14 protein-coding genes and 1 rRNA gene are annotated in these 16067 nt (G+C 32.7%); 9 read left to right on the top strand and 6 right to left on the bottom strand.

Annotation, left to right across the window (positions count from 1 at the left end; genetic code table 11):
• Window positions 1–64: 64 nt before the first annotated feature.
• The 4 genes from AACL09_RS00160 (at window position 65) to carA (ending at window position 4383) form a co-directional block, all read left to right on the top strand.
• The gene (locus tag AACL09_RS00160) at window positions 65–946 is read left to right on the top strand and encodes a hypothetical protein (protein WP_339047888.1); all 882 of its coding nucleotides are present in this window, start codon (window positions 65–67) and stop codon (window positions 944–946) included.
• Between the two features lie 72 nt (window positions 947–1018).
• On the top strand, window positions 1019–1906 hold the full coding sequence (gene thyX / locus AACL09_RS00155) for an FAD-dependent thymidylate synthase (RefSeq protein ID WP_339048928.1): 888 nt from the start codon (window positions 1019–1021) through the stop codon (window positions 1904–1906).
• Window positions 1890–3209, top strand: coding sequence for a tRNA uridine-5-carboxymethylaminomethyl(34) synthesis GTPase MnmE (gene mnmE, locus AACL09_RS00150; RefSeq protein ID WP_339047886.1), 1320 nt, complete (start codon window positions 1890–1892; stop codon window positions 3207–3209). The genes thyX and mnmE overlap by 17 nt, the downstream gene beginning before the upstream one ends.
• A gap of 70 nt (window positions 3210–3279) precedes the next feature.
• Entirely contained in the window at window positions 3280–4383 is a 1104-nt protein-coding gene (gene carA, locus AACL09_RS00145; protein ID WP_339047884.1) for a glutamine-hydrolyzing carbamoyl-phosphate synthase small subunit, read from the top strand.
• Here the strand turns inward: carA and AACL09_RS00140 are convergent.
• Window positions 4380–5186, bottom strand: a complete 807-nt coding sequence (locus tag AACL09_RS00140) for an SDR family oxidoreductase (RefSeq protein WP_339047882.1) — start codon at window positions 5184–5186, stop codon at window positions 4380–4382. The genes carA and AACL09_RS00140 overlap by 4 nt on opposite strands.
• Before the next feature lie 52 nt (window positions 5187–5238).
• Between AACL09_RS00140 and AACL09_RS00135 the strand changes: the two genes are divergently transcribed.
• Together AACL09_RS00135 and AACL09_RS00130 are read left to right on the top strand one after the other, a co-directional pair.
• Entirely contained in the window at window positions 5239–6207 is a 969-nt protein-coding gene (locus AACL09_RS00135; protein ID WP_339047880.1) for a polyprenyl synthetase family protein, read from the top strand.
• A 125-nt stretch (window positions 6208–6332) separates the two neighbouring features.
• A complete protein-coding gene (locus AACL09_RS00130) occupies window positions 6333–6812 on the top strand; it encodes a Na+/H+ antiporter subunit E (RefSeq protein ID WP_339047878.1) in 480 nt (159 codons plus the stop codon).
• Here AACL09_RS00130 and AACL09_RS00125 read toward each other — a convergent pair.
• Window positions 6798–7232, bottom strand: a complete 435-nt coding sequence (locus AACL09_RS00125) for a hypothetical protein (RefSeq protein ID WP_339047877.1) — start codon at window positions 7230–7232, stop codon at window positions 6798–6800. The genes AACL09_RS00130 and AACL09_RS00125 overlap by 15 nt on opposite strands.
• A gap of 185 nt (window positions 7233–7417) precedes the next feature.
• Here AACL09_RS00125 and AACL09_RS00120 point away from each other — a divergent pair, with 185 nt between their 5' ends.
• Both AACL09_RS00120 and ligA read left to right on the top strand, forming a co-directional pair.
• Window positions 7418–8578, top strand: a complete 1161-nt coding sequence (locus AACL09_RS00120; protein ID WP_339047875.1) for a hypothetical protein — start codon at window positions 7418–7420, stop codon at window positions 8576–8578.
• A gap of 48 nt (window positions 8579–8626) precedes the next feature.
• The gene (ligA, locus tag AACL09_RS00115) at window positions 8627–10630 is read left to right on the top strand and encodes an NAD-dependent DNA ligase LigA (RefSeq protein WP_339047873.1); all 2004 of its coding nucleotides are present in this window, start codon (window positions 8627–8629) and stop codon (window positions 10628–10630) included.
• Between the two features lie 33 nt (window positions 10631–10663).
• Here the strand turns inward: ligA and AACL09_RS00110 are convergent, their stop codons facing one another.
• The 4 genes from AACL09_RS00110 to AACL09_RS00095 all read right to left on the bottom strand — a co-directional run bounded on the left by AACL09_RS00110 (window position 10664) and on the right by AACL09_RS00095 (window position 14263).
• Entirely contained in the window at window positions 10664–11887 is a 1224-nt protein-coding gene (locus tag AACL09_RS00110) for a hypothetical protein (RefSeq protein WP_339047871.1), read from the bottom strand.
• A gap of 53 nt (window positions 11888–11940) precedes the next feature.
• The gene (gene sdhD / locus AACL09_RS00105) at window positions 11941–12288 is read right to left on the bottom strand and encodes a succinate dehydrogenase, hydrophobic membrane anchor protein (RefSeq protein ID WP_339047869.1); all 348 of its coding nucleotides are present in this window, start codon (window positions 12286–12288) and stop codon (window positions 11941–11943) included.
• Window positions 12285–12662, bottom strand: coding sequence for a succinate dehydrogenase, cytochrome b556 subunit (gene sdhC / locus AACL09_RS00100; RefSeq protein ID WP_339047867.1), 378 nt, complete (start codon window positions 12660–12662; stop codon window positions 12285–12287). The genes sdhD and sdhC overlap by 4 nt, the downstream gene beginning before the upstream one ends.
• A gap of 95 nt (window positions 12663–12757) precedes the next feature.
• Window positions 12758–14263 (bottom strand): 16S ribosomal RNA (locus AACL09_RS00095).
• Between the two features lie 546 nt (window positions 14264–14809).
• On the opposite strand from AACL09_RS00095, the gene AACL09_RS00090 reads away from it, so the two are divergent.
• Complete coding sequence (locus tag AACL09_RS00090; RefSeq protein ID WP_339047865.1) at window positions 14810–16054, top strand: hypothetical protein; 1245 nt, start codon at window positions 14810–14812, stop codon at window positions 16052–16054.
• The last annotated feature ends 13 nt before the right edge of the window (window positions 16055–16067 follow it).

Raw genomic sequence — 16067 nt, 5'->3', positions numbered from 1 at the left:
ACTTACTAATTTAAAGATATAAAAAAATATAACGTAAATAATGAAGGGGGAACTAAGCCAAATTATGGAAGGAAAATTATCTGCTGCTAGTACAACGTTATCAACTGAAGATTGCCGTGGTGCTATTAGAATGGCAGCTCAGTTTTTTCCAATAGATAATCAATATCTTACTTCAATATATGATAGGGAAGTATTAAGCTATCCCTTTTTGATTCAGCACTTTCTCATGAAAGATATTACTTGTAGGGTGGTCGAAAGAATACTTGATAGACGATTGAAATCTGATCAGGAAGAACTAAAGTCGCTTAAAGAAGAATCGGACGGACAAAAATCCAAAGGAAAAGATTTTATCGATAGCGAAATTGAATGTACTGAAGATATGATTGATCAATATGATTTTGATATAGAAAGACAAAAAAAAGTTTTATATAGTTGGCAAAAAGGTAATTTTTCGCAATATGCTGAAGAAATAAAAGCAAGAGTTTTCAAGTATAAAAAAGGAGCAATTTTTCAAGAAGAGGTAGAAAAGGAGCTTGCTAGATACATAATTTCATTAAGTGATAAGAATGTTCAGGGTATATTTAAAAGGTTTGAAGATATTTTACCTATAAGTAGGGAAGCTAAGGTAGGCTATACTGATTACAATACAAGAGATTTAAGTAGAGAACATTCTATGCCATTTAAAATATTATCGAGCATGTCCATGATTATTTTTGTTCCTTTATCTTTCTCGTATTACACATTTGCACTGGCTATTACTCATATTTATAATACATATGCAAACTCTCAATGTAGTGGTCCTATACGTGAAAAAGTGCAAGGTATTGCTGCCGAACTAGATACTAACCACAAAAACTACTTCAAGAAAAATACTGAAGAAAGCCCAAGCAATAAGCTGAAGAAACAAGAAGTGCAAGAAATTGCAAACAATAACCCAAAGTTATAGCTGATAATTTAAAAAAATATGAAAATTGCAGAAAAAAATGCATTATACTATCATAAAGACTTTAAGTGTTTTATGGATATAAACAATACAGAAGAAAAAATTTATCAGACAAAACGTGTCACAGTCAAAGAGATAGATGACATTCTATATAAGGAGCATAAGATTTTAGACCATGGTTTTATTCGTGTAATAGATTACATGGGTTCCGATAGCGCTGTAGTGCAAGCAGCTCGAGTTTCTTATGGAGAAGGAACCAAACATATTAGCCAAGATGCAGCTTTAATTAATTATCTAATAAGACACTCTCACACTACGCCATTTGAGATGTGTGAGATAAAATTTCACATAAAGCTTCCTATATTTGTTGCTAGGCAATGGGTTAGACATAGGACTGCAAATATCAATGAATATTCAGCAAGATATTCTATACTTAGCCGTGAATTTTATATACCAAAAACCACTCAGGTTGCTGAGCAATCTAAAAATAATGCACAAGGTAGAGGAAAAGAGTTAGATTATGAAACTGCTAAAAACATAACAGAAGTTTTAAGTAAAAATTCTGACCTAGTATACTCCAGCTATGATAAATTTCTTGAAGATGGCCTAGCAAGAGAAATTGCAAGAATAAATTTAACGCTTAATTACTATACTGAACTTTACTGGAAGATTGATTTGCACAATCTTCTTCACTTTTTAAAACTCAGAAGTGACCATCATGCTCAATATGAAATCAGAGTTTATGCTGAAGAGATGATTAAAATAATAAAAAAGTGGGTGCCTTTAACTTATAATGCCTTTATTGAGTATTGTTTAGAATCAGTTTCTATTTCAAAAAGTGGGCTGGATGTAGTGCGCAAGCTAATTAAAGGAGAAGAAGTAAAAAGAGAGGAAAGTGGTGTTGGCAAAAGAGAATGGAACGAGCTTATGTCCGTATTACAAATAGATGATAAAAATGGGTGATACAATCTTTGCTTTATCTACAGCGTTTAGTAAATCAGGAATAGCAGTTATAAGAATATCAGGCCCTAGTTCTTTAAAAGCGTTAGAGTATTTCAGTATACGAAAAGAAATTAAGCCAAGAGTTGCAACTTTTGCAAAACTATATGATAAATACCATCAGTTAATAGATGAAGGCATAATTCTCTATTTTCCTGCTTCAAACAGTTTCACTGGTGAAGATGTTATAGAGCTACAGCTGCATGGAAGCAAAGCTGTGATTAAAACAGTGCTGGAGGAGCTATCAGAAATTTTTGTTATGGCCAAACCAGGAGAATTTTCCTTAAGGGCTTTTCTTAATGATAAGTTAAGTTTAATTGCAGCTGAAGGGCTTGCTGATCTCATAGATGCCGAGACAAAAGTGCAAGCAAAGCAGGCACTAAGACAAATGTCAGGAGAGCTAGACGCATTATATCAAGAGTGGCGACAAAGACTGATTAATTTGCAATCGAATATTGAGGCATATATCGATTTTCCTGAAGATATTGAAGATTCTGTACTGAAAGAATTAAGTAAGGAAATACAAGATTTAATCAGCTCCTTAGAAAATCACCTAAATGATGAGAGAAAAGGTGAAAGGCTGCGTGAAGGGTTGCATGTGGTGATAATAGGTGAGCCAAATGTTGGTAAATCTACCTTATTTAATTGTCTAGCAAAGCGTGATATCGCTATAACTTCACAGTATGCAGGTACAACTAGAGATGTTTTGGAAGCACATATTGATATTGGTGGATATCCAATTATTATTTTAGACACCGCCGGCATCCGAAGTAGCTCTGATCCGATAGAATGCGAAGGAATTGCAAGAGCAAAAAAAAGGGCCAGTGCAGCTGATATTAAAATTGCACTATTTGATAAAATAAGTAACTTGGATTGTGAAACCTTATCATTAGTTGATGAGCAAACAATTTGTGTGATAAGCAAAGCTGACAGTCAAGATAGTGGTTTTCTTTCTACAAGCAGCATGAATTTTTTGCCAATTTCTGTCCATAAAAATAAAGGGATTAGTAGATTGATAGAGTTAATTAAGGATAAAGCGCAAGCAATGCTAACCTGCAGCAATGAACCAGTTATCACACGCCAAAGGCATCGGAACTGCGTACAAAAAGCTTTAGAATACTTGCTGCTTTTTGATAATAAAAAGCCAATAGAACTCATATCAGAAGATTTGAGATTGGCTACTAGAGAACTTAGCAAAATAGTTGGGGCAATCAATGCTAATGAAATATTAGATAGCATATTTAGCAAGTTCTGTCTTGGAAAGTGATAATAAATTTAAATATCTATTTAACCTTTCCTCTAATTTTTATATAATTAACTAACTTGAGTTATTATAAATGCATAAAGATTTAAAAGAGTGTGATGCAGTTTTAGTTTTGCAGGATGGTAAATCCTTTTGGGGAAAATCAATAGGTAAAAAGGGAGAAGCTGTAGGAGAGGTTTGTTTTACCACTTCAATGACTGGTTATCAACATACTATCACAGATCCATCTTTTGCTGAACAAATAATCACATTCACATTTCCTCATATAGGTAATGTTGGCATTAATGATAAAGATTACGAAAGGCAAAAAATCTTTGCCAGCGGAATAGTAGTACGAGAAATATCCCAGGCTTACCATTCTTCCTGCAAAATGGACTTAGATGATTGGTTAAAACAGAACGAAATAGTTGGAATATCTGGGATTGACACCAGAGCGCTAACTAATCACTTAAGACGTTACGGGCACCAAAGTGGTGTTATCTGCTCACCTGATAATCTACAAAACATAAAATTTTTACCATCAGAAGGGCTAGATTTAGCAAGTAAAGTAAGTAAGCATAATGGTTACATGGTAAAGGAAGGAGATGGCAATTTAGATTATAATGTGGTTGTAGTCGATTTTGGCGTAAAAAGTAGTATAATTAACTGCTTAGTAAATTTAGGCTGCAAAGTGACAGTGATTGCAGCAAAGGAAAATTTTGCTAAAGAAGTATTAAGCTTAAAACCAGATGGTATAGTGCTTTCCAATGGTCCAGGTGATCCATTAGCTACAGCAAAGTATGCTACAAGAGAAATAGATATTCTTATAAAATCCAATTTACCTATTTTTGGTATATGTTTAGGGCATCAGTTGCTTGCTATTACGCTTGGGGCTAGGACAATAAAAATGAATCTAGGTCATAGAGGTAACAATCATCCAGTATATGAAGTAGGTAATGCAAAAGTGGAGATAACAACTCAGAATCATGGTTTTGTGGTTGATCCTAAAACTTTGCCAAATAGTGTTGAAATAACTCATATTTCTCTCTTTGACAACAGCATAGAAGGGATAAAACTAAAGGGATATCCGGTTTTTTCTGTACAGTATCATCCAGAGGGATCTCCTGGTCCTTATGATTCACATTATTTGTTTAAACGCTTTGTTGATAGTATGAAGAAATTGAGGAATTTTCATTAAGCTAACCTCTTAAATTCGTGAATTAGACCTTCTTTATAAGTTGGATATTGCAAAACTACGTTAAGGTTCGTTTTTATTTTTGCATTGCTTATGCGTTTTGTTCCATTATAAAAGCTTCTGATAGATTTTGGCAGTTTTGAAAAATGAATTGGTGCTGGTGGTTCAATCTTAAGGAGGTTTGCAGCATAAGTTATCACTTCAATTTGTGGTGACGGCAGATCATCAGCGCAGTTGTATACCTCTCCTGGATCTGGACTGTTTATTGAGCTAAACAGTATGCTAGCTATATCTTCAACATGAATACGCGAGAAAACATGACCTTCTTTTATCACACTTTTTGCTTTACCTAACTTTAGATCAACTAAAGCATTTCTATCTGGACCATATATTGCTGCCAAACGAAAAAAGTGCACTGGCAAATTACTCTGCCTCCACTTCTTTTCACATTCAAGCCGCTTTATTCCCCTTTCTTCAATTGGTTTTGTTTCTGAATCTTCTGTTACCCAGTGGCCATAATGTTCACCGTAGACACTCGTTGCTGATAGGTACCCTATCCATTTAACATTTTTAAAATAACTGCTGTATTTTTCCAATACATTATCACCGTTTGGGGGTATTGAAATTAAAACATGAGTTGCATCTAGCAGTGAGCTTTGTACAAGATTGGAGTTATAATTCAATATGTTAATATCTGCATTTTCATTAGTTTTGCTTGAAGTCCCACTGATTTTCCAATCTAAATTAGCCAATTTTTGTGCTAGAAACTTAGCTACATATCCGTAACCAAAACAAAATAAATGCATACTAAATAGAAATTTAAAACTATATATTATAGGTCTATTTATTTCTTAGCAAATGTTTGAAAGTAGTGATTTAGTAAGTGAAGATTTAAAAATCTTGGAGAATTTCTTAAATAATAGCAGCGAAAATAGCAACATATCTCTTGTCAGTAGTGTTATATCACACCTAATTAAAGCTGGAGGTAAAAGACTGCGCCCTGCATTAGTATTTATAGTATGCAAAATGCTCAGTTGTCAGGATGAAGAAGGTAAAAGAATACGTGTAGCTGCGGCAATAGAATTTATACACAATGCCACTTTACTACATGATGACGTACTTGATGAAAGTGATCTCAGAAGAGGAATAAGCACTGCAAACAAAATCTGGGGAAACAAAACTAGTATTTTAGTAGGTGATTTTTTACTGACAATGGCATTCCAGTGGCTGATAGAATGCGAAAATTTCGATGTACTATCTATTTTATCGCAGTCTTCTGCTACTATAGTAAGTGGAGAGATAAAGCAAATGCTAATTTGTAGCAATATTACTATGACAGAACAAGACTATATTGATGTCGTATCAGCAAAGACAGCAGCTCTATTTGCTGCTTCTTGTGAAGCTGCAGCTGCCTTAGCTAAGGTATCGGTACAACAAAGAGAAGCTTTAAAGAGCTTTGGGGTTAATTTTGGTATTGCGTTTCAGATAATTGATGATGTTTTAGATTATAGTGGAGAGCAGTCTGGTAAAAATTTAGGTAATGATTTCTACAATAGAAAAGTAACTCTACCTGTTATTATTTCCTATAGCCTTGCAGATGAAACAGAGAAGGAATTTTGGCAAAGTTCTTTTAGCGCAGTAGAAAATTGCAGCAACTTCCAAAAAGCTATATCTTATATTAAAAACCACAAAGCTATAGAGCTAGCTAAAGAAAAAGCAGAATCTTATATCAAAATAGCTAAAGAAAGTTTAGATATTTTCCCTAGCTCTCTATACAAAACTGCCCTTATCAATTTATTAGATTTTACCTTACATCGTAAATTATGATAAAACTATATTTTGGTTTTGCAAATTGATTTATGTTATTATACTATACTGTGTAGCTAAAAATTTTTTATTTACTAAAATTACAATATCGCTTAAAAATTTATAGCATAAAAGTTTTTAAAGTAATGAATATTAGATATTATATTACACTGTTTATTTTATGGATTATTTTATCCGGTCACTTTGAGTGTTTTTTTATAGTATCGGGTGCCTTCAGTTGTCTATTTACTATATTGCTTTGCCGACGTTTAAGTAGTGCTTACTCAAATATTTGGAATAAATTGGATAGAGTGTTTCTTTTTCGTTTTATTGCCTATATTGGCTGGTTAATGTTGCAAGTGGTTCTATCATCTGCATATATAGCAAAAAGAATATGGCAATCATCATTTAATCCTCAGATCACTGTTTTTGAATCACAACAAAGAAACAGCATAAGCCTGGCTTTATTTGCCAATTCTGTCACGCTAACCCCTGGTACTATAAGTGTTGATGTAATACAAAAAGATCCATATAAAATTATAATATCTGCAATAGATAAAAAACTTATAGATGATTTAAATGATATAGATCATAAAGTAGCACAACTTTTTTTAGATTTTAAATAAGCTTGCAGCATCTTTATACTCTTTAATAAAATTTTCTTCCATATCTTTAGGTAATGTAGCATTTAGTGTATAGCATAGGTGGCTATATAAATCTTGCAAATGCAATATATTACTTCTTTTTTTACTATTGTTATTGAACATATCAGGAAATATTCCCTTCATTATTTCAATTGTTAATAGTTTTTTTGCAAGGATATTTTCTCTTGTAATAGTAATTCTTATTAAAAGAGTGTTAAAATGATGCTTATTTCCTAAAAGAAATTCATTATTTTGCGGTTCATAGATCTTAATTATATATAAATTAATTATTTTTGATAAACTATTATTGTGATATTCACGGTTTTTTATGACTTCCCAGTTAATTACCTGTGAATCTTCAGGTTTAGAATTACTGTTGACGTTAGCTAAAAATTTGCTCATTTAACTGTCCCCTATGATGATTAACTTATGTATTATATGTTCCTTTGGTTAAGTAACTTATAACTTAGCTAATACAGTTTTTTAAACAACGGAAACTTCATGAATTAAACGATATAAGAAAATATTGAATAAATAAGTTAAATATGTTAATATATTAAAATAACTATTATTAATGGGGGTAAGAAATGATAGAAGAAACACAAAACAAAATCAATGATGGGAGTGCTTTAGAAGAGATTATAAAGAAAAAATCAGACCTTAGTGATAAGAAATTAAAAAATTACAATAATGCCTTTAAATTAGTTTCTGAGTTTTTACCTACAAGAGATAGCTTTATTATTGCCTCAACATTAAAAGACAGTGCTTTAAGTTATCCATTTTTAATTCAGCATAGCCTTGTTGATGATATTTTTAGGAGAGCAATAAAAAGTCAAATACATGAAGAACTTAAAAAAATAAATGGAGAACTTGATTCACTCAATAGTGAAAAAGAAGAAAAAATTACTCTGTTTAAGAATGCTGCTTCTAGTGAAACAAAACTTGAAAATAAGTTAGATGAACAATACTCACTGTATAATAATCTTAATCAACAAATAAAAGAGTTAAATGCAAGAAAAGCACAGCTTGAAGCTATCAATAATGATAAATACATAGAATTAATAAGATTAACAAAAATCGAATATAATACAATTTCAATTGTGGATACAGAAACAGGAATTAAGATTTGTGATTTAAAACCTATTGAAGAAAAATTCAAAGAAGAGCTTATAAGGCATATTGAACAGTTAGATGATAATTATGCTCAGAATGCATATTCGAAATTCGTTGATGAGAATCTTCAAAAGAAAATGAAGAGAGCTGGTCTTGCTTATCGTATTGAGTCTGGAATTTTAGGATGGTTTGTAGGAATTGGTTCAGCTACAATGGTATGTACCTTATTTTATCAATTAGGTTGCATAATGTTTAGAAAGTTGTCAATAGATGAAATACTAGCTAGAAGAGAGGTTCCCTTTTTCCAAAGCCCAGAAACTATAGCATTGTTATGTGGCATATCTGCTATATTATTAGGGGCATTACTCTCTGCTTCTCCAGCCCTATATCGGTGTTATCAAAGCAGTTCTGCACGCAAAGAATTGAAAGATATAGAAGAAAAACTAAATTTCGATTACGAAGATAATCATAAATTAAAGTTAGATGTTGAAGAAAAGGCACAGAACGAACGAACAAAACAAGTACAGCCTATACATCATAATTTACAACAAGAAGCTCCTAAAGAAGATCTAGCTGCTATAACGACGGTGTTTCAAGTTCAAACCTCTCTAGAGTATTCTCCTTCACCTCAGTAGTAATTCAATTATAATTAAATTGGTTATAAGTTTATATATTTTTAATGGATGATTTTTGAAAAGATAAAAGAGGAATTTTTAGATCTAAAGGCAAAGGTAAAACATTATGATGCTCTTTATTATACAAATGATAAGCCAGCAGTTACTGATGCTGAATATGATGATTTGCGTGCAAGGTTAATAGAGATAGAAGAGCAATTTCCTCAATTGAAATTAACAGGTAGCGTGCAAGAAAGCGTAGGTTCAGAACCTGACAGTAGGTTTAAAAAAATCCAGCATAAAAAACCTATGCTTTCTTTAGACAATGCTTTAAGTTTGCAAGACATAGAGAAATTTTTTGCAAAAGTAAAACGCTTTTTAAATATAGATGAAATAGAGCTACTGTGTGAGCTAAAAATAGATGGGCTATCGTTTGCTATAACTTATGAAAACGGAGCTTTAGCTTATGCTGCAACACGTGGTGATGGTTATTTTGGTGAGGATATTACAGCAAATATTGCAACTCTAAAAGAATTACCAAAAGTTTTAAATACAAATGATACTTTGGAAATTAGAGGAGAAATATATATAGATCGGGATGATTTTATAGATTTAAATAAAGATAATGAGTTTGCAAATCCCAGAAATGCAGCAGCAGGGTCTATAAGACAGCTTGATCCTAAAATTACAGCAAGCAGATCTCTTAAATATTCCGCTTATTCTATAACCAATTGTAAAGAAGAAGCGCAATATGAAATGTTGAGAAAATTAAAAGAGCTTGGATTTTGCGTGAGTAATAATATAGCAGTAGTTAAAACTATAGATGAAATTGCTGATTTTTATAACAAAATTTACAGCAGCCGTCATAGCATTAATTATGACATTGATGGGCTTGTCTATAAGGTAAATAATCTAAAATTGCAAGAGCGCCTTGGCAGTACAAGTCGTGCACCGCGTTGGGCCATAGCACATAAATTTCCTGCTATGGTAGCCAAAACAAGGTTGAATAAAATATCAATTCAAATAGGTAGGACAGGTGTTTTAACACCAGTTGCGGAATTGGTTCCTGTAAATATTGGCGGGGTTTTAGTGAGCAGAGCGAGCTTGCATAACAAAAATGAAATTGAGCGCAAAGATATAAGAGAAGGTGATATTGTTACAGTGCAAAGAGCAGGTGACGTGATCCCACAAGTTGTAGAAGTAGATAAAAGCTTACGCTCCTCTGAGGTACAAAAATTTGTTTTCCCTAGCTCTTGCCCAGAATGCGGCAGTAGTATCTGTAAAACCGAAGGTGAAGTTGCATTAAGGTGTATGGGAGAGTTTTATTGCAAAGCCCAATTAATAGAAAAGCTTAGGCACTTTGTTTCTAAGGATGCTTTTGATATTGTTGGCCTTGGTAAAAAACAAATAGAATTTTTTTATAGTAATGGCTTAATTACAAAAATTTCTGACGTCTTTTTCTTGGAAGAGAAGATTAAAGATCTTAATTTTCCTCTAGAAACCAGCAGCGGTTGCGGAAAAAAGTCAATAAATAATTTATTTAACGCAATAAGAAGTAGGGAAAAAATAGATTTATATAGACTAATATTTGCACTTGGCATTAAGTTTGTTGGGCAAAAAGCAGCTAAATTGTTGGCTAACTATTACAATTCATATACTAATTGGTATAGTGCTATGAGAGAATTGGCTATAGATGATCTGATGAGTATTGATGGTATAGGAGAAAAAACAGTTAGTTCAATTAAGTCTTTCTTTTCTGAAAAACATAACATTGAGGTATTAGATAGGCTTACATCCCGCTTGAAAATTTTAGATTCTGATTGTGGCAACTTAGATAACAAATCTGAGCTAAATGGCAAAACAATAGTATTTACTGGTTCACTGCTGCATATGACAAGAAGTGAAGCCAAAGCAAAAGCTGAATCGCTTGGGGCCAAAGTGAGCTCAAGTTTATCAACAAAAACTGACTACTTAGTTATTGGTAAAAAACCAGGATCGAAGTATAAAAAAGCTGTAGAACTTAGTGTAACTATTTTAGATGAAGATAAGTGGCTACTTTTGAGTTCTAAGTAATATATAAAGACAGTAAAAATATATGTATAAAAGTTAACAGCTACGAGCTGTCTGTGATTGATGTTGACCTGCTACAGTACTTTGGTGGCGGTTATTTAATTTTTCTTTTGTTCCAACAGCCATAGTTGATTGTTCTATATTACTTAACCCTTGACCGGCTTCTTTTATTTTATTTTTATCTATCTTGTCTAAACTATTACACTTTTGATTTTGTTTACTTGCTTTATCATCGGTATCTTTATTAGTATTGATACCTTTTATTTCTTGCAGTTTCTCTACGTCACCATTTATGCGTGCTGTGCAAGCTTGCAATGAATTTGTAGTATGTTTTTTTATGCTGGATAAATCATGATAGGTATTAGTAATTGAAGATTTAATATTAGCCCAAGTGGCTTTACGGTCTAAATCATCGTGATGGAACATGAGGTTTGGAGTTCTAAGCAGTGCATCTGCAGTACGCCCAGTACCTTCAACTACACTACCAGTTGCAATAAAGAGTGAAGCTAAAGATTCAAAAATAAAAGCAACAGCAGAACGTGTTTTAAGTAATCTTTGATTTGATTTAAGAACATCATTCTTATTTGCGCTAATCTCATCATCAAGGCCTTTCGATATATGCTTAGCAATATTTAAAAATAATCCACCTCCTATTTTGTTTAAAATCCCACCAATGAACCCACACACAAAATTACATGCAGCACCACCTAAATTAAATGGTAGCATTATAAGTGATGGTAACCATCTTGTCTCATTAGTTTTGCGATCAACAACTCGAAAAGAAGTGGGTTTTATACCACCAGAAAAAGAGTAGTATAAAGCTTCACCAAGTTTTGGTGATACAGCTTCACCATTTTTATCAACTTCAATTACTATAGTTTTATTTTTTAACTCTTCTTTGTTGAAGCCAAAAATCTTCTGCTGCTCTGAAGAAATTGCCATATCTACAAAAGGCATTGCATATATAGTGTTGCCATTATAAGATTGGCCATAACGTCCTGGTAGTTCAATAGGGTGTCTATGTTTTCCATCCCAAAAATAATTATATTTTAATGGCTGAAAATCGTTTGGAATTTCTTTAGGGAAATAGCATTCTTTTCCATTATAAAGAATTTCACGTCTTCCATCATCAACGTAAATTTCTTCAGCTTCATCATAGTTACGTATAAAATATCTGTAAGAAAAGAATTTATTCCTATGAAGACTAAATTTTTTATATCCACCGTATAAGGATGAAAGAGTATCCCCTATTTTTGACATAATTAATTGATATAAATTATATTAATTTTACATAATACTTGATTAATAATCAATTAATACTGATTCCTATAAAGAAAGTAAGTGCAAGCAACTAATACTGCTAGAAACGTAATGATAGAAATTACCTTACTAGAAAGGTTAAGTAAAGATCTTACTTTTATATTATAAACATAATCTTCAAAAATAACTTGCACCCCTAAAACAGCATGCCAAAGTACTAAGAATAATAACATAAAAAAAATTAAAACTTGCAATGGATGAGATAAAATGAAGTGAGCAATTTGCTGTTCATCTTGAATGGTAAATAGATGAGTAAAAATGTATATAAACCATGGAAATAAAAACAGCATGACAACAGCTGACAAGCGTTGAAACCACCAATGAAGAACTGGATTTTTCATAAAAAAATTAAAAAAGCTGAAGAAAGGGCAGAAAGCAAAAATAAAATTACTACTATTATACCTGTAATCGATACTCCTTTATTGGTAATATTTACACCAAAATCCCATAGTAAATGGCGAATACCATTAAAAAAATGGTAGGTAAAAGAAGATAGAAATAGAAAAGCAAAAGCCTTATTAATTAAAATAAAATATTGATGAGAAGAAAATGCAATCACAAAATCAGTAAAAAAAACATACAATGCAAAGCACCAAGAATAAAATAAGACGCCAAGGAATAAAAATACACCACTTACTCTATGAGATATAGAAAGCAAATTAGTGACTTGCATCTTACATATTATTTGAAGATATGGAGAAAGAGGCTTTACCATAACATATTGATTTTACAACAAAATAGAAAAAAAGACAGTGGCACATTGTATAATTTATATTATTAATAAAATAATAAATAAACTATACATAAAGCTAAGGAGGTAATCCAGCCGCAGGTTCACCTACGGCTACCTTGTTACGACTTAACCCTAGTCATCAGCCCTACTTTAGATAGCTGCTTCCTTTAAAGGTTAGCACACTAGCTTCGAGTAAAACCAACTTCCATGGCTTGACGGGCAGTGTGTACAAGACCCGAGAACGTATTCACCGTGGCGTGCTGATCCACGATTACTAGCGATTCCAACTTCATGCTCTCGAGTTGCAGAGAGCAATCCGAACTGAGACGATTTTTAAGGATTAGCTCAACTTTGCAGTTTCGCAGCCCATTGTAATCGCCATTGTAGCACGTGTGTAGCCCACCCCATAAGGGCCATGATGACTTGACGTCGTCCTCTCCTTCCTCCAATTTATCATTGGCAGTTTCCTTAAAGTACCCAGCTTGACCTGTTGGTAACAAAGGATAAGGGTTGCGCTCGTTATGGGACTTAACCCAACATCTCACGACACGAGCTGACGACAGCCATGCAACACCTGTGTGAGGCCCAGCCGAACTGAATCCTTCTGTTAAGAAGGAGATAGCCTCCATGTCAAGGAGTGGTAAGGTTTTTCGCGTAGCATCGAATTAAACCACATGCTCCACCGCTTGTGCGGGTCCCCGTCAATTCCTTTGAGTTTTAATCTTGCGATCGTAGTCCCCAGGCGGAATGCTTAACGCGTTAGCTACAACACAGAAATAAAAATTCCTACATTTAGCATTCACCATTTACAGCGTGGACTACCAGGGTATCTAATCCTGTTTGCTCCCCACGCTTTCGTACATCAGCGTCAGAATCGAACCAGATAGCCGCCTTCGCCACCGGTGTTCCTCCTAATGTCTATGAATTTTACCTCTACATTAGGAATTCCACTATCCTCTTTCGATCTCTAGTATAGTAGTTTTAAAAGCAATTCTGAGGTTAAGCCCCAGGATTTCACCTCTAACTTACTAAACCGCCTACGTACCCTTTACGCCCAGTAATTCCGAACAACGCTAGCCCTCTCCGTATTACCGCGGCTGCTGGCACGGAGTTAGCCAGGGCTTTTTCTGTAGGTACCGTCATTATCTTCCCTACTAAAAGAGCTTTACAATCCTAAGACCTTAATCACTCACGCGGCATAGCTGGGTCAGGCTTTCGCCCATTGCCCAATATTCCCCACTGCTGCCTCCCGTAGGAGTCTGGACCGTATCTCAATTCCAGTGTGGCTGATCATCCTCTCAAACCAGCTATAGATCACTGCCTTGGTAAGCCATTACCTTACCAACTAGCTAATCCAATATAGGCTCATCTAATAGCGATAAATCTTTCCCTCATAAGGAATATATGGTATTAGCTGTCATTTCTAACAATTATCCCATACTATTAGGTAGATTCCTATATATTACTCACCCGTCTGCCACTAAAGCATATTATAGTAAACTACAATATAACTCTCGTCCGACTTGCATGTGTTAAGCTTGCCGCCAGCGTTTGTTCTGAGCCAGGATCAAACTCTCAAGTTAAACTTAAATCAAAATGACTTAAGTACTGTACTCAAACCAAAACTAAAATAATAGCATTGGTGTACAAAAAAAATTTTGCTTTGCACCACTGCCTTTATTTCTATTCTCAAATTTACTAATCAAACAACAAAATTACTTTTTTAAGTAAATAAATAATATTAATTTATGTCAATATATTTAATTATATTTTTTTATATTTCAGAAATTGACTACATCAGAACGATATATTATAAGATTATAAAATTTTTGAAATTAATTATGATAAATCTAAGAAAGATTATATCCATTGCAATTTTTCTCATACTAATCACCCTTTTATCAACCTTATCACTTTTATGAGGTTCTAACAGACTGAAATTAAATATGCAATCGACATATTAAATTCAATAATGAATGATAAAAATTCCCTTCTACCTGTGAAGGAAAATGCTAAAACAAATAGCCCTTGCAAACTACTAACATATGCAAAATTCTATTAAATAATCATAGAAGGAATTAAAAATTTATATACTATAAATAACATATAAGTTTTTATAGTAGATTGGGATGTTTTCAAATATAGATGCAATTAATTATGTCAATGAAGGTATAAAAAAAAATGATATCGACAAAATAAGAGAAGCATTAGCTAACGGTAACGTAATAATTAATGACGCAAATCAAATAGAAGATACAAGTTTAGGGTTAGCAATAATACGTAATTGTAGTATACAATTAATAAATTTTCTATTGGAAAAAGGAGCTCAAATAAAAACAGAATATAAATTCAATAAATCTTATCTCCATCCCTCTTACTCCTTAATAATACATGAATATAACCACCTACATTTAGCTATTGCTTATAAACGTGTTGATATTGTTAATTTGCTTCTAAAACATGGTGCAGCAATTGTAGATAATATACCTTTTTTAGAGATATTAAATAATCTTAATAAAAAGATGGAATTACATAGTACTTGTTCATTTATTAAAGATAATGAAAATCGCATAATTTATGCTGAAATTGAGTCATATTCAAGTAGTATATTAACTACTCTAAATATTGCATTTGGCGTTGGTGATCCAAAGATTATTCATTTAATATTAAAACACAACAAAGCTTCTTTTATAAAAGATATTGAAGATGATGGTACTGTATCGCACTATGAGTATGGTACTCAACAAGAGTGGCAAGAGTATTATACATATCATCCATATAGTGATTCTTATGCTTCTAATAAGCGCCTTAATCGTAAATGCTATATACATTATATACAAAATTTGGATATGGGAGGTGCAGGTTGTTTAAATCATTACATTATTTCTAACAATACTGAAGCCATATTAGATAAACGAATAGGGCTATTGAAGCCTTATATTAGTACACCTAGCAGAATTGCATACATCATTATTCAACATGCTTTAAAAAGTATACAACCTGAGCAAAGCACTGAATCACAAGATTTATATAAAATAAATATACTAGATTTAATTACAAGATGCATATGTTATTATCAATTAAAGCTAGAGGACATTACTAAATCGACTTATGTTTTAATACAAGATGGTGTTGTTAATCAATTGCAACATAATATGAAATGTTGTAAACGTTTAAAAAGCAAAGAGATAGCAGATATAATTTATAACTATACAGAAATACTTTTTAATTGTGCAAAAGACATATCTTGTAGTATAGCGGTTTGTAGAGAGGAAGAAGAAAAGATTAAGAAATCAATTAGTACTACTTTTTCAAATACTACTATTCAAGATCTTTCAGTACAAGTAGATATATGGATAGGAAAACATAGGTGAATTCACTGTGTTT

The sequence above is a fragment of the Candidatus Mesenet endosymbiont of Phosphuga atrata genome (assembly GCF_964020175.1).
Lineage (GTDB): Bacteria > Pseudomonadota > Alphaproteobacteria > Rickettsiales > Anaplasmataceae > Mesenet.
Note: the sequence above shows the minus strand (reverse complement) of the source record. Positions and strands in the feature narration are given on the sequence as shown.

Bases quoted from the DNA above. Each gene is read 5' to 3' on its own strand.
- AACL09_RS00090 (WP_339047865.1), top strand. From the start codon at position 14,810: ATGTTTTCAAATATAGATGCAATTAATTATGTCAATGAAGGTATAAAA.
- AACL09_RS00130 (WP_339047878.1), top strand. From the start codon at position 6,333: ATGAATATTAGATATTATATTACACTGTTTATTTTATGGATTATTTTA.
- ligA (WP_339047873.1), top strand. From the start codon at position 8,627: ATGATTTTTGAAAAGATAAAAGAGGAATTTTTAGATCTAAAGGCAAAG.
- AACL09_RS00160 (WP_339047888.1), top strand. From the start codon at position 65: ATGGAAGGAAAATTATCTGCTGCTAGTACAACGTTATCAACTGAAGAT.
- AACL09_RS00140 (WP_339047882.1), bottom strand. From the start codon at position 5,186: ATGCATTTATTTTGTTTTGGTTACGGATATGTAGCTAAGTTTCTAGCA.
- AACL09_RS00120 (WP_339047875.1), top strand. From the start codon at position 7,418: ATGATAGAAGAAACACAAAACAAAATCAATGATGGGAGTGCTTTAGAA.
- AACL09_RS00110 (WP_339047871.1), bottom strand. From the start codon at position 11,887: ATGTCAAAAATAGGGGATACTCTTTCATCCTTATACGGTGGATATAAA.
- mnmE (WP_339047886.1), top strand. From the start codon at position 1,890: ATGATAAAAATGGGTGATACAATCTTTGCTTTATCTACAGCGTTTAGT.
- AACL09_RS00125 (WP_339047877.1), bottom strand. From the start codon at position 7,232: ATGAGCAAATTTTTAGCTAACGTCAACAGTAATTCTAAACCTGAAGAT.
- sdhC (WP_339047867.1), bottom strand. From the start codon at position 12,662: ATGGTAAAGCCTCTTTCTCCATATCTTCAAATAATATGTAAGATGCAA.
- sdhD (WP_339047869.1), bottom strand. From the start codon at position 12,288: ATGAAAAATCCAGTTCTTCATTGGTGGTTTCAACGCTTGTCAGCTGTT.
- AACL09_RS00135 (WP_339047880.1), top strand. From the start codon at position 5,239: ATGTTTGAAAGTAGTGATTTAGTAAGTGAAGATTTAAAAATCTTGGAG.
- thyX (WP_339048928.1), top strand. From the start codon at position 1,019: ATGGATATAAACAATACAGAAGAAAAAATTTATCAGACAAAACGTGTC.
- carA (WP_339047884.1), top strand. From the start codon at position 3,280: ATGCATAAAGATTTAAAAGAGTGTGATGCAGTTTTAGTTTTGCAGGAT.